The sequence below is a fragment of the Arachidicoccus ginsenosidivorans genome (assembly GCF_007971385.1).
Lineage (GTDB): Bacteria > Bacteroidota > Bacteroidia > Chitinophagales > Chitinophagaceae > Arachidicoccus > Arachidicoccus ginsenosidivorans.
Genome location: NZ_CP042434.1, coordinates 3272634 through 3286642, shown reverse-complemented (window position 1 = coordinate 3286642; position 14009 = coordinate 3272634). Strand labels below are relative to the sequence as shown.

At 44.0% G+C, this 14009-nt stretch carries 14 protein-coding genes; 6 read left to right on the top strand and 8 right to left on the bottom strand.

Features of this window, described 5'->3' with window-relative positions; translation table 11 throughout:
• The first annotated feature begins 171 nt into the window (after positions 1 to 171).
• Genes modA through FSB73_RS13140 form a run of 3 tightly spaced genes read left to right on the top strand, consistent with a single transcriptional unit; the run spans position 172 to position 2540 of the window.
• A complete protein-coding gene (modA, locus tag FSB73_RS13150) occupies positions 172 to 984 on the top strand; it encodes a molybdate ABC transporter substrate-binding protein (RefSeq protein WP_225973989.1) in 813 nt (270 codons plus the stop codon).
• A gap of 15 nt (positions 985 to 999) precedes the next feature.
• The gene (modB, locus tag FSB73_RS13145; protein ID WP_146782955.1) at positions 1000 to 1680 is read left to right on the top strand and encodes a molybdate ABC transporter permease subunit; all 681 of its coding nucleotides are present in this window, start codon (positions 1000 to 1002) and stop codon (positions 1678 to 1680) included.
• Positions 1677 to 2540 carry an ATP-binding cassette domain-containing protein gene (locus FSB73_RS13140; RefSeq protein ID WP_146782952.1) on the top strand — a complete coding sequence of 288 codons (864 nt, stop codon included), beginning with the start codon at positions 1677 to 1679 and terminating at the stop codon, positions 2538 to 2540. Before modB ends, FSB73_RS13140 begins: the two co-directional genes overlap by 4 nt.
• Before the next feature lie 84 nt (positions 2541 to 2624).
• On the opposite strand, the gene FSB73_RS13135 is transcribed toward FSB73_RS13140, so the two are convergent.
• Positions 2625 to 3080 (bottom strand): hypothetical protein, encoded by a 456-nt coding sequence (locus FSB73_RS13135; protein WP_146782949.1) that lies wholly within the window; start codon positions 3078 to 3080, stop codon positions 2625 to 2627.
• Between the two features lie 205 nt (positions 3081 to 3285).
• Here FSB73_RS13135 and FSB73_RS13130 point away from each other — a divergent pair, with 205 nt between their 5' ends.
• Positions 3286 to 3909: a hypothetical protein gene (locus tag FSB73_RS13130; protein WP_146782946.1), complete on the top strand. Its 624-nt coding sequence runs from the start codon at positions 3286 to 3288 to the stop codon at positions 3907 to 3909.
• Between the two features lie 752 nt (positions 3910 to 4661).
• Here FSB73_RS13130 and FSB73_RS13125 read toward each other — a convergent pair.
• Together FSB73_RS13125 and FSB73_RS13120 are read right to left on the bottom strand one after the other, a co-directional pair.
• Positions 4662 to 4883, bottom strand: a complete 222-nt coding sequence (locus FSB73_RS13125) for a cupredoxin domain-containing protein (protein WP_146782942.1) — start codon at positions 4881 to 4883, stop codon at positions 4662 to 4664.
• Between the two features lie 152 nt (positions 4884 to 5035).
• A complete protein-coding gene (locus FSB73_RS13120) occupies positions 5036 to 5584 on the bottom strand; it encodes a DUF4142 domain-containing protein (protein ID WP_146782939.1) in 549 nt (182 codons plus the stop codon).
• A gap of 1039 nt (positions 5585 to 6623) precedes the next feature.
• On the opposite strand from FSB73_RS13120, the gene FSB73_RS13115 reads away from it, so the two are divergent.
• Positions 6624 to 7280 (top strand): ATP-binding cassette domain-containing protein, encoded by a 657-nt coding sequence (locus tag FSB73_RS13115; RefSeq protein ID WP_146782936.1) that lies wholly within the window; start codon positions 6624 to 6626, stop codon positions 7278 to 7280.
• Between the two features lie 39 nt (positions 7281 to 7319).
• Here the strand turns inward: FSB73_RS13115 and FSB73_RS24995 are convergent, their stop codons facing one another.
• The 4 genes from FSB73_RS24995 to FSB73_RS13100 all read right to left on the bottom strand — a co-directional run bounded on the left by FSB73_RS24995 (position 7320) and on the right by FSB73_RS13100 (position 12548).
• Positions 7320 to 8954, bottom strand: a complete 1635-nt coding sequence (locus tag FSB73_RS24995; RefSeq protein WP_225973988.1) for an efflux RND transporter permease subunit — start codon at positions 8952 to 8954, stop codon at positions 7320 to 7322.
• A complete protein-coding gene (locus tag FSB73_RS24990) occupies positions 8909 to 10366 on the bottom strand; it encodes an efflux RND transporter permease subunit (RefSeq protein WP_225973987.1) in 1458 nt (485 codons plus the stop codon). Before FSB73_RS24990 ends, FSB73_RS24995 begins: the two co-directional genes overlap by 46 nt.
• A 12-nt stretch (positions 10367 to 10378) precedes the next feature.
• Positions 10379 to 11197, bottom strand: coding sequence for an efflux RND transporter periplasmic adaptor subunit (locus tag FSB73_RS13105; RefSeq protein ID WP_146782933.1), 819 nt, complete (start codon positions 11195 to 11197; stop codon positions 10379 to 10381).
• Positions 11198 to 11306: 109 nt separating this feature from the next.
• Positions 11307 to 12548 (bottom strand): TolC family protein, encoded by a 1242-nt coding sequence (locus FSB73_RS13100; RefSeq protein ID WP_158639539.1) that lies wholly within the window; start codon positions 12546 to 12548, stop codon positions 11307 to 11309.
• Between the two features lie 261 nt (positions 12549 to 12809).
• Here FSB73_RS13100 and FSB73_RS13095 point away from each other — a divergent pair, with 261 nt between their 5' ends.
• On the top strand, positions 12810 to 13607 hold the full coding sequence (locus FSB73_RS13095) for a phosphatase PAP2 family protein (protein ID WP_158639538.1): 798 nt from the start codon (positions 12810 to 12812) through the stop codon (positions 13605 to 13607).
• On the opposite strand, the gene FSB73_RS26730 is transcribed toward FSB73_RS13095, so the two are convergent.
• A complete protein-coding gene (locus FSB73_RS26730; protein WP_394344849.1) occupies positions 13553 to 13993 on the bottom strand; it encodes a hypothetical protein in 441 nt (146 codons plus the stop codon). The two genes, FSB73_RS13095 and FSB73_RS26730, sit on opposite strands and share 55 nt — an antisense overlap.
• Between the last annotated feature and the right edge of the window lie 16 nt (positions 13994 to 14009).

The following is a 14009-nucleotide window of genomic DNA, read 5'->3' as shown; positions in this document are numbered from 1 at the left end:
CTAACCATCAATTTTAAAGAGGTTGTCCACTGTACTCAAAGCCACTACCCCTAATACCAGACAACCAAAATAAATATATTAGCTTAATTTTAAATTCAAAATATATTTATCTGAAATACAGACCCCTAACCTAAGCCTCCCACACAACACTTTGTGTAAAATAGGCTAATTTTGACTGGGAGTAGATTTAAAAACAAACAGCAAATTAATTATATGCGTCACATCATTAAAATGAGTATTCTGCTGGGCCTCGTATTTACTGCTAGTCTGGTTAAAACAGATGGCCAGAACCTTCGTATAGCCGTTGCAGCCAATGCGCAGTTTGTAACCGATTCACTAAAAAAGGCATTCCAAAAAGGACATCCTGGGAAAATAGAACTTATTGTCAGTTCTTCTGGCAAATTGACCGCACAAATTGAACATGGCGCCCCCTATGATATTTTCATGTCTGCCGACATGCTGTATGCCAAGACCATTTTTAACGCGGGCAACGCTTTAACCAAACCTAAGGTTTATGCGGCAGGCAAACTTGTATTATGGACCACTAAAGATCTGCCCGTTACTGGTTTGGATGCACTCAAAAACCCAGCCATCAAAAGCATTGCAGTGGCCAGTCCAAAGACGGCCCCCTATGGAGTAGCCGCCATTACAGCTTTGAAAAAAGCAGGCATTTATGCATCCATTAAAAATAAAATAGTTTTTGGCGAAAGTATATCCCAGGTAAATCAATACCAGTTAAGTGGTGCCACTGATGTGGCCTTTACGGCCTTGTCCATTGTCCAAAGCCCAGAACTAAGACACAAAGGCAAATGGACAGAAATTAGCAGTAATTTATACGAGCCTATCGATCAGGGTGTCATCATTTTAAAACATGCAGGTAACGCAAATAGTGACCAGTTAAAACAGGCAAAAGACTTTTATCAATTTCTGTTTAGCGCACAGGGAAAAGCAATTTTCACCTACTTTGGGTATAACGTAAAATAAATAAAAAGCTAATTGATGGATTTTAACTTCCAACCACTTATTTTGAGTCTTGAACTGTCTCTGATCACGACAGTTCTGCTCTTGATTATCGGGATACCAATAGCCTCCTTTTTAGCATTCAAGACCTTTAGAGGAAAATCCATCCTGGAAGCCATCGTCAGCCTACCCCTCGTTTTACCTCCGTCAGTTTTAGGTTTTTATCTGTTGGTTGCATTCAGCCCCAATAATTTTTTTGGAAAATTCCTGGATTCCTATTTTAATTTGCGCCTAGTCTTCTCTTTTTCAGGTCTCGTTTTGGGTTCTTTAATATACAGTCTCCCCTTTATGATTCATCCACTCCAGGCGGGCTTACAGGCGCTTGCCCCAAACCTTAAAGAAGCTTCCTACTCATTAGGAAAATCTAAAAAGGAGACCATGTTCAAAGTATTGCTTCCTAATATAAAGCCTGCAATACTTACTGGCATGGTGCTGACTTTTGCGCATACACTAGGAGAATTTGGCGTTGTACTCATGATTGGTGGTAATCTTGAAGGATCCACCAAAGTGGCCTCTATTGCCATTTATGATGCGGTCGAATCCCTGGATTTTAGGTCTGCACATATTTATTCCTTGGTATTGATTATTATTTCCTTTGTAATATTACTGATTACTTATGGCCTGAATAAAAGACTATTTGACAACCGTGTTCATCTATGATAAAGATCTCCATAGAAAAAGCAATCCCTACGACGCTGTACTCCCAGCCGTTGCGTGTCAACCTGGAAATCGGTACCGGTGAATTTGTTGTCATTTATGGAAAGTCTGGTGTTGGGAAAACAAGTCTGCTCAGAATGATTGCGGGTCTACTCAAACCAGATCAGGGTGTTATTGAGGTCAATCAGCAAATATGGTTCAACCATTTAAATAAGGTCAACCTACCGATTCAAAAAAGGCATCTGGGATTTGTTTTTCAGGAACTCGCCCTTTTTCCGAACATGACAGTTATGGAAAACCTATTATATGCAGCAAACAATCCAAAGGATCAAAGTTATTTGCAACGCTTGCTTAACATAACTGACATGCAATCCTTACGTAGTAGAAAGCCGGCTACTTTATCAGGCGGGCAACAACAAAGATTGGCGATTATCCGTGCACTTGCCAGAAAGCCGACTATATTATTATTAGACGAACCTTTCTCATCATTGGATTATCAATTGGCACAACAATTAAGAGCTGAATTAAAAATCCTCCACAAGGAATTAAAATTTACCACCTTATTAGTATCACATGACCCAAATGACATTAATGGGCAAATAGATCAATTGGTTGAACTAAAGCATGGTAACGCCCATCAATTACGAGGAACAGCACTGCATCCCACTCAAAATAAAAGCAGCCTGATTGGTAAAATTTTACGCGTATATCCTTTTGAGTCCGCCTTTATTATTGAAATTGCTGTAAATCAAGAAATCCTTAAAGTACCAACAGATCCCAAAACTGCCCAAGGCTGCCATCCTAACCAAATGGTACAGATCACTTTTATCGACGGACAAATCTTACTTTCTCAGCTGGGATAAACTTTTCATTCGCACCTATACAATTTCCATCAGAAAATGCAGATCAGACAGCATTCATTAGGCAGGAATAAAATTACAGCTATATTACTCAACTTTCATAATGCTTTTGGCATCACTAATGATCTCAGCAGTACTATCATCGATTTCAAGGATTCTTTTTAAATTGGTTTTCAAATAATTTACTTTTTGCACAGAATCCATATTCTTAAGATCAAAGTCAAAATTATCCATCCAGGTATACATGGAACCTTTTATTTGCTCCAACTGATGATCTGCCTGCTGAATTCGGGTGACAAAAGCATGGTTCACTGGTTGCAGTTTTTGCAGACTATCCACCATTGAAGTAGCCGCTTTCTGCAATCTTACGATTGTGCCCATTTTTGCCATGGCCAGATCGTGGCCATCATTAACCTTCTTATTTAATGAATCAATGACAGAAACAGCTTTGTCCTGTTTATCAGATTTCTTTTGATTTTCATGACTTCCGCAAGAAATCAGTGCCAGGAGTCCCAAAGAACATAATATGGTAGCGCATTTCATTTGAATAATTGTTTTAAAATTAAATAATTAAACATCCTACTTACAAAGGTACTACATCAGCTTACACATCTATCTCCATTATTACGTTAATTTATCCGTTAATGAGGATCGGAGTGAATTTTAAGGCAATTGTTATTGTAGTTAAAATTCAGGCAAAATCCCCTACTTTTATTCCACCTTACTGCAAATAATCAAAAATTAAATAATGAAAAAGTTTTTTCTTGTTTTCCTATCCCTCATTGTATTCAATCTGAATAATATTCAGGCCGCCAACCTGCCTAATAATGAAGATTCAGTGCAAACAGAGACGATCGTGCTTATACGCCATGGCGAAAAGCCGCATGGAGGCCTGGGACAATTGAGTTGCCAAGGGCTTAATCGTGCTCTGGCGCTCCCAAATGTGCTGATTGGGAAGTTCGGCAAACCACAATATATTTTTGCGCCCAACCCTTCCGAAAAGGTAGATGCGGCCAAATATTTTTATGTAAGACCTTTAGTTACCATTGAGCCCACCGCTATCCGGCTTAAACTACCAGTTAATACACAATATGGGTATCTAGAAATAGAGGCGCTACAAAATGAATTACTGCTCCACAAATACCGTAATTCAACGATTTTTATGGCCTGGGAGCATGGCATGCAAAACGTTTTTGCGAAAAGACTCGTGAAGCATTTTGGCGTTGATCCTAAAGTTATACCAAGTTGGCCAGGGAATGAATATGATATGATCTATGTTTTCAAGATAACCACAAAGGGAGAAAAAAGCACCCTGACCTTCAAGATCGAGCACGAAGGACTGAATAACCTAGATGAAAACTGTCCCAATTAATACAACCGAAGCTCAATTTGACAATCGAAGCGTTCTAAACACAGCCAAGAATATGGGCCTATCCAGTCGAGCCACTGGTTGCAATCAATTTTGATGAAGGGAATAATGTACCGATTATCAAGGATGTAAAAGCTTTTAGAAATCACAAAAAGGGATGGCAAATTTATGCTAATAGGCAGGTCGACAAATGTCCATACTTTGTGCTCTTTTATTAATAATTTTGATATCCTATTTTTCTTTATTCCAATAATGATCACGATATTAAGGCTTGTGGTTCACAAACTTGTTGAGTCGACCACAAAGCCAGGTTTTGCAGCAATCTAAATACCCTAAATAGCCGTAACACTATTCCAATAATATTTATTTTAGATTTCAACATCACAAAAGATCCCTGACAAACCATTTCGGTACCTATGATTAAAATATCCAAAATTGATCGCATCTTACTGTGGTGGGTAAGTCAATATTGTAGCTCCATATCTTTCCATCAAAACATCTCCAATTAAAAGAACGACCAACTAGGCTGATTGTCTAATACAATTTTGTCATTTGGGTATTATACCGTGCTACTTTATCTCCAAAATCCCCTAACAAGTTCCTATTGAACAGCAAACAAGGTCCTTTAATGAATTAGAATTCCAGTGCCGCACACAAATAAAAGAGGCCAGAAATATACGCTGACCTCCTTTTTGCATCTTCAATGCCACCTCTCATAGGCTTTATCAGCCAAATTTTTAACACCCATTAAAACCTTACTCAATTAAAGTTACACTTCCTTTCATGGTAGGGTGGATGGTACAAAAATATTGAATACTCTCTGTAGGCTTCATTTTCCAAGAGCTCCCAGGTTCAATATTGCCGGAAGTCCAGGCTTGGCTTTCTACATCTGTAACATTATGTCCCACAATCCCCTTATTAATCCAGATAACTTCATCACCTTTTTGAATGGAAATTTGTGAGGGCACAAATTGCATATTCTCGATAAAAATTGTATCTGTCTTAGCTATATTTTGTCCGGCATTGCGCTCTGGGTTACTACACCCCCGCTAAAATAAGCGATAGCTGCTACCCAGACCATAGCCAGAACTAAATTGCCTTTTTTCATGTAAACCAAATTTTATGCGAGTTACTTAAACTTTGCCTCTGCCATCTTAGCCATTTCCAGATGCTGTTCTAGCAGCGGGGTCACCTTAATCAACATTTGTTTCATCTCTTCATTTTGCGTCTGAGGGATCAATATAGTTTTGACAGCCGAAATGACCGCTTCATGATAGGTTACCTCATTGGAAATATAAGCCTTATCAAAAGCCTTTCCTTTCAGTTTATTCAATTTTGCAACGGTTCCTTTTTCTCCTTTTAACAAAGACTCAGTGACTGCGTTATCCTTGGGTGTCACTCCTAATTTCCCGGCTAGTGCAACTGCAGATTTAATAATCGATTCATGATCCTTAACCATGGATTCAGCAAAATGCTTCACCTCAGCACTTTGGGCTTTCTTTAAAGCAATCTTTCCATAGTTGACATCAATTTGATTAGCTGTGACGGCCACGGATGCAATTTCCGGATCTGTTAATTTTGTCGTTTTTTGTGCCAAAGTACTGCTTGTGGATAAAAGTGTTACACAACCAATCAAAGCGGTTGAAAAGAGACCTCTACGTAAGATATTTTTTTTCATTTTACACGTTTTACTTTTTAAAATTTAATCACTATACAGTATATAGAGTATTTAAATAAGCCAAAGGTTACAGAATATAAAATATTCTATCAAGCAGATGCCGAATTGGCGTTGATACTAAAGCTATACCAGGTAGGACAGGGAATAAATATGATATGATTTATGTATTCAAGCTAATCACAAAGAGAGCAAAAAGCGCCATGACCTTTAAGATTGATCATGAAGGGCTGAATAACCAAGATAAAAACTGTCCCAATTAACTGCGCCTCTAAGGTAGGAAGCGGCAAACAAGCATAATAACCAATGCGTTATTTTTAATCAAAATTAGATAAGATAATAGGTTAAAGACCGGTAAGTTCTGGCAAGATCTATATAATAAAACTTAATACAAAAAAATCAATTTGAGTTGACAACCCAGAAAGAGGTATGGCTATCGATCGCCAAACGAGGTTTTTCACGAAGCAATTAAAAATAACGGGGAGGTGCCGATTGCATTTATGACTTGAATTCACCATATTTCCATTACCATCATAAATATAATCCACCGTTGTAGCCGTCTTAGTAACAGGGGTATATTTAAAATCACCCAGTGTGCTATTAGGATCATTGGCAGCATCCACCACATACTTTTTTTAAACAAATAATAATTTCCAATCTCCACCTGAAATTGCCCAAATCGCCGTATATTTAGCTTACCGCTTTACCTGACTTTAGAACGATACACGATGATAAGCATCCGTCAACAAAGAAATCTGAGACTACTGTGGACCTTTTACCGGAATCATTTTTGGGCGGATATGCTCCTATCAGCAATTGGGTTATGGACACTCCACAACTGGGGACTCGTGGCATTTGAAGCAGTATTCTGGTTTAAGATTATCAGCTATGGAATCATTTACTATTTTGTAAATTCACTCCGAAAAAACGAGTATTACTATTATAGCAACCTTGGTTTTAGAAAATCAACCCTCTGGGCCATAACTTTATCTGTTGACTTTGTCCTGTATATAACACTCATCATACTTACCTATCAATTCCGATGACCCATACTTTAGAAGTCGACAGCATCATCTTAAACTTTGGCCTTCGCCGCATCCTCTCCGATATTTACATAAAATGTGAGACGGGCAAGATAACCACGTTTGCAGGCAGAAACGGCACCGGTAAATCCTGTCTTTTAAACATTATACTGGGGAAGTTAGCACCATTAAGCAAGTCCGTCAGAATCGACGGCCGGCCCATAAAAGCAGCTTATCCGGCCATCAACTATTTGCCGCAGACTCATTTTGTTCCTGCCGGGCTAAGTACCAGACGAGTCTTTTCAGATTATCAAATAGACCTGGACGAATTCCTGCACCATTTTCCGGAAACCAAAAACAGAATAAAGCACAGATTCCGGCAGTTATCCGGCGGCGAGCGGCGCCTGATCGAAGTTTATATACTCATCAAAGCGCCGGCAAAATTTACCTTACTGGACGAGCCGTTTAGTCAAATCATGCCCGTTCAAGTGGAAAAGATAAAGCCTATAATCCAGGCCGAAAGAACAAAAGGTTTTTTGATAACCGACCATCTCTATAAGGACGTAATAGACATTTCGGATAACGGTTATCTTTTGCAGGCGGGAAAGACCTGGCGAGTCCGAGATATGGCCAGTCTGGAAGAGCTGCAAGCCAGAGGCTATATATCCACTATATAATTTGCCGAAAATACCGCGGCAAACGATGCATTCGTACGCTTATTTATGTTCTTCTTGTTCTTGCGGATGGTTTTTTATGTTTAGCTTCAGCAACACCGTCGGCAGGACAATAAGTAGAAGCGGCAGGGCCACGATAAACCCACCGATCACCGCGATCGCCAGTGGTTGATGCATCTTTGCGCCAGTGCCGATCCCCAGGGCAAGCGGCAACAGAGCGATTATCGCCCCTACGGCCGTCATCAACTTTGGTCTCAGTCGGGTACTGATCGCATAGATAATCGAATGTGATTTAGTCATCGTTTTAAGCGACTCGAGATACTGAGCATAGGTAAACACGGCATTTTCACTGATAATGCCCACAATCATGATCGTTCCCGTATAACTGGCCACATTGAGCGCCGTTCCCGTCAGATATAGCAACAAGAAGCTGCCGCTAACCCCAAAAACCGCCAGCAGTAATATCGTCAGAGCCACTCCAAAATCTTTATATAAAAATAAAATAACAGTGAACACCAGCAGGCTGGACAACACAAGTATCAGCACCAATTCCCTAAAAGACTGCTGCTGTTCCCGGTAGGCGCCGCCATAGCGAATGGAGTAGCCACTAGGAAGCTGTATTTTAGCATGGATCTGCCGCTCAATCTCCTGCATGGTACTACCCAGATCCCTTCCTTCCAGCCGGGCGGTAACTTCTCCCATATTTTGTAACTGGTCCCGCTGCTCTTCAGCGATGCCGCTTTCAATATGAAACCGCGCAAAGTCAGAGAACGGCCTGGTACCGCCGCCCGGCAGAAAAACAGGCTGACTGCTAATTGCGGCGATAGACGGCGGATTATCCTGTCTATAGATCATTCTGATCGGAACCAACTGTAAAGGATCCTGCACTTTCCCGGTGATATTCCCATTCAGATAACTTTCCACCTGGGACTGAAAATCGGCCGCCGAAATCCCGTACCTGGCCAACTGCGCAAAATCCGGTTCCATGACCAACGAAGGGCCAGCTATAGTAATACCGTTAAAAACATCCGCGGTACCGGGTACCGAAGAAACAATAGCCGCTACTGATTTAGCTACCTGATGAAGGGTTTTTTGATCAGGCCCAAAGATCTGGATCTCAATAGGCTGAGTAGCCGTCATAAGATCCCCTAACATATCCCCTATAACCTGTCCAAAATCCACCTGCAGCGGCAGTCCTGCTTTCTCAATAGCACTACGCAGACGGCTGATCACTTCAACAGTAGCAGCCGTTTTATGCTTCTTTAAACTGATCAGGTAGTCTCCTCTGTTCGGTTCCGTAATAAAAAAGCCCATCTGCGTACCGGTTCGCCGGTTGAAAGTCGCCACGTCTTTGTCCGCCGCAATAATCCGGTCTACCTGGTCCAGCAACTGGCTGGTTTGTTCCAGCGTTGTACCGGGCGGCGAATTATAATCCAGCACAATCGTGCCTTCGTCCATTTCCGGCAAAAAACCCGTAGAAAGCCTGGGAATGGTATAGAGACTCACCAGTACCAGTAGTACCAGGAATATAACACTGTAAACCGGCCGCCTGATAAAAAAACGCACCCATTTTTTCTCTTTAACCAGGTGGCTTTCGGCCGGCCGTTTTCTTTTCGCCCCTTTTGACAACATCAGGTAGATAACGGGCAGAAAATCCAGGTTGAAAAGAAGGAACAAACCAATGTAATAATCATGGTATCCGTCATCACCGTAAAATAAGCCCCGGCAAGGCCCGACATAAGTATAAAGGGGATAAAAATAACCACCGTACTCAAAGAGGATCCCAGCATAGCTTTAAACAAATACCGAATCGCACTGCGGACCAGTGAACCGGGTGACTGATCGGTAAATTCTTCATGCGTCCGTTGTATCTGCTCAACAACGACAATCGCGTCGTCAATAATCAACCCGATGGAAGCGGCGATGGCCCCCAGTGTCATAATATTCAGCCCCTGGCCTGTAAGCTTTAAAACTGTAATGGTCAAACCAAGCGTAATGGGAATGGTGATGAGTAAGGTCAGGGTCGGTTTAATGGATTTTAAAAATATGATCGCCACAACGACAGCCAGCAGCAGCCCGATCCACAGGCAATCCGACACACTACGGACGGCGTCCAATACAAAATCAGCCTGGTTATAATACGGCTTTAGCTGCACATCAGCCGGCAATGTGGCCTTTAATGTTTTAATTTGTCGCTGCACGCCGTCTGCCACCTCTACAACACTGGCGTTCGGCTGTTTCAGGATACCGATTAGTATACTTTGGCGCCCATCGGCATATATCTTCTCATATTGCCGGGCAGCGTGAACGCTGACCCGGGCGATATCCTGCAGCCGAACCTGCCTTCCGGCCGTATTCTTAACGATCAACTGGTTGATTTGCCTGATAGAGGTTAGCCGGGCGTCCGTAACGCTTAGATACATGGATCTATGATCAGATAAATACCCGGAAGAACGGATAAAATTACTGGTGGCTACCGCGTCGGCAATCTGCCCGGGTGTAACACTTAAAAGGCGCATTTTCTCTGGATTAAGCTCCAGCCAGTACTCCTTATCCTGTCCACCCATCACACTAACGTCACTTACGCCCGGAACCCGCAGTAACCCGGGTTTGATCGTAAAATTAGCCAACTGTTTTAAGGCCATGGGATCCAGATGACTGCTGACAAGCGAATAGCCCATCACCTGCAGAATGGAAGGGTTCATTTTCTCCACACTAATCGTGACCCCTTGGGGCAGATCGCTGCGCACTTGATTGATCTGAGATTCAATCTGTTGTCTGCGGAGGTCCAGGTCCTCACCCCAGTTAAAAAACGCCGCCAGCTCCAGACTGCCCCGGCTGGTCGTACTTCGGACATCCGTCAGGCCGGGGACTTTTTTGATAGCGGCTTCCATGGGGCGCGTAATGGTCATAGACATCTGATCAACCGGTTGCTCACCGGCTTCCACGATGACTTTGATCTTCGGGAAAGTGATCTCCGGAAACAGTGCCACCTGCATATGGGTATAAGAATATACACCTGCCAGCAGCGCCATGACTGCTAATAGGAGGATCGGAAACTTATACTGAGCAAACCAATTGCGCTTCATGGTTATTTATCTTTAGTGTTGGGTTGTGATCCGGATATCAACCCGGTCTCCCAGCCCATATCCGCCGTCCAGCACAAATCTGTCGCTGTCAGAGAACTTCGGCGTGGCAATACCCGTTTGACTGCCATTTTCCAGACCGATCGCCACCGGTATTTTACGTGCAGTAGAATCACTGGTGAGTTGAAACACCCAAAAATGCTGTTTACTTTCATCCGAATAGATACTGGCTGTCGGAAGTAAAAAACCCGTAAAAGAATGGGCCGTTAAATAGACTGTACCCATCAGATTCGCGGGCAATGCCCGAGGAATCGTCTTAATAAATATTTGTTCCGTCTGAGACGCACTATCCATTTGCGGCAGTCGTCTCTCGACCCGGCCTTCCAGGGAGCTGCCATCCGGCAAGTGTATCGTTAGCGGCTGATGCAGCCGGATTTTGTCATTGTATTCAAATGGGAGGTTGAGTGTAAATCCAAAACTTGCATCGTCGGCAATCGTAGCCAGTGCTTCGCCTTCTTGTACATAATCCCCTGCCTGATGGTTTAATGTAGTGATATAGCCTGTCACCGGACTTTTGATTTTCCGCATACCCGAAAACTGGAAAGACGCGTCTAGCTGATTGATCAGATTGCCGATGTTTTTAGACTCCTTGGTCTGCACGGTAAAGAGTCGCTGGCCGCGCAGCACCTTATCGCCTACCCGGTTACCTATTTGTTGAATATAGCCATTCAGATCGTTTTTGACCGAGATTTCCCGCAGATAAGTAGATACGGCACTCAACTGTGTGCTGTCGGTCAGCGTCGCAAAGCTGCCGGCGGTAATGGTCACCGCCACGGGGCCGGGCCGACTACCCCGTCCTGGCTGGATTCGGCATCGCCCGGCCCACCGCTTTTGCAGCCCGCCATCCAGATAACGACCCAGCAGGTCAACAGAAAAGTTCGTCTCATGGTAAAATAATATGTTGCAATTGATAAATGACCAACAGCCTTTTTACCTTATTTTGTATGACTGTTGCACTCAGATTCATATAATTATTGATTCCCATTAAATAATCCGCCATTCGCATATCGCCCGCCGGCAACAGCTTTTTACCGGCAGTGATCAGGGTTTTCGCGTAGACCAGCCTTTTCTCAGCGGCCGCGATCTGCTTGCCGGCAAGATCCAGCTGTTGCTTTAATTGGAGTACCATGCCTTCATACTGCCTTTGACGCTGCGTGGCATGGCGTATACGGCTTTCGTCTGCCAGGCTATTTTGCAGCAGGGCATATTTTTTTTGCTTCCCGTCGTAAATCGGCAATGAATAACTCAGCCCGATGCTGGCCCCAAAATTTTTCCCCGCCTGTCTGGGAAGCGATGAACTATAACCACCGTCGCCAAATACACTGATCCTGGGTTTATAGTTAAGCCTCGTGATCTGAGCAGCGTTATCAATCTGCGCACTGTCCAGTATATTTTGATCATAATAGACACTCTGGTCATACCCCGTCGGCAGCGCAACAGAATCCCGCCAGTCGGGTGCCGGCAGATCCACCCAACTGGTGTCCACCAGGCCACAGGCGTAATTTAATTGCCCCATATCCGTTAAAAACTGACTCCTGGCCTCCTGCTGGGCCAGATCCTGTGTCTGCAGCGCCACCTTAAACAGCAGATAATCAGACTGACTAAAACTGGCGGTGCGGGTCAAGGCTTTTAAAATCTCGTCTTCCACCTCCAGAAAAGCACTGATTTCCCGGGCAAGAAAATACTGCTGCTGATCCCCGTAACAGATGATATATTGCTGCGTAACCGCCCCCTGGATGCTTTCAGAAGAAAGCATCTGCTGGTTATCCGCCTGCTTGCCCTGAATGGAAAATTGCCGGAGCCGGGTCTCCAAATTATCCCGGCTGGTGATCTCCTTTCTTAATGATAACACGCCGGTCATATTCTGTCCATTGGTAATCGCATTATCATATCCCCAGCCATGTATAACAGGAGCGTATAGCAAATTGACGTCAGCTGACACCTGCAGGCCATAAGTAGCCCTTAACCTGGCACTGTCCAGCGACAAGGAACGCCGCTGCCCTGCCAGGTCCGCCAATACCGGGGTATGCCCCTTTGCCATCGACAGGTAAAAGCTTAAGTCTTTTTGCTGCCCGGAACACAACACTGTCACCAGCATCGCCCCACACAGTAAAAAAAACTTCATCCTGTTGACAAATTTCATCTGCCAAAGGTGAAAAGCAATTCTGAACAAAATCTAAAGATGCCCGCTCCTAGATAAAAAATCAATGCCGGGTCTGTTTTTCAAACTTTCTTCAGGATAGCCAGATAGTTTTGTCCCGGAACCTTTCGAATAAAATACACCATGCCTCCAATATCAATTTCAACATCAACGTCAACATTCGCCGCACCCTTCCTTATCAGCCGCCACAGGCGGCGGATAAGGAACTTATATTTACCTTTGCTGATGGCCGTGGTGATGACAGGTATCTGCGCCGCTATCGGTCAACCGCCCGTCTTCAGCAGCACTCCGAAATGCGATAGTGCTAGTGTACTACAGGTAACAGGTATAGACAGTACCATTCCTGGTCGTGCTGAAAGTGCTGACAGTCTTCGTTTTGCTACCGCGCGGCCTGTAATCAATCTGCGGCCATTGAATGATCCGTTTACACCGCATCTGAGGCAACTCATTTGCCCGGGGCTGCTGGCGGCAGCCGGTATGGCCACTTACTTTAATAAGAAAGAAGGGCTAAAAAATGAATTAGTAGAATACAGAACAAATCATTTTTCGAACTTCCGGACCAAAGTCGATAATTATTTACAGTTCTCGCCGCTCATTGCGAACTACGCGCTGGAAGCTTTTGGGGTGCCCGGTAAAACAGATCCATTCAATCAGGCTATGCTTACCCTTAAAAGTGAAGCACTTATGCTGGGCGTGACTTATCTGCTCAAGACCACGGTTCGGGAACAAAGACCAGACGGCAGTAATCATCAGTCCTTCCCTTCCGGCCATACCGCTCAGGCCTTTACTGCAGCCACGCTTTTATGTGAGCAGTACGGATACCGGTATAAATGGTTGCCCTATGTAGCCTACACGGTAGCGGGCGGCACCGGTCTGTTAAGAATGGCCAACAACAAGCATTATATCTGTGATGTATTTATGGGCGCCGCGATAGGCATCCTTTCAGTAAAGGTCGCCTACTGGACCCATCACGCTTTTAGCGTAATGAGCAAAAAGCATAGGGTGTCGACACCAATACAATAGTAATAGCTGCACTTACTTTTTCGTACCCGCTTAAACATCGAAACTGCGGACACCTTATGCTTTATAGGCCAATAACCGCAGGGCATTGAATACAACGACCAGGGTCGAGCCCTCGTGGCCGATAACGGCTGGCCCGATATCCACCAGGCCAATGAGTGTAAGGGTATTAAAATCAGGACCATTCCCAGGCTGATCATCAGGTTTTGCCGGATAATGCGACTAGCCTTCTTGCTGAGTCCAATGGCAAAGGGCAGGTTACTTAATTTATCCGCCATCAGGGCAATATCTGCTGTTTCCAGGGCTACGTCACTGCCCGCCGCTCCCATGGCAATCCCGACTGTGCTTTTTGCCATGGCCGGCGCGTCGTTCACTCCGTCGCCCACCATCGCGACTTTCTTTTCG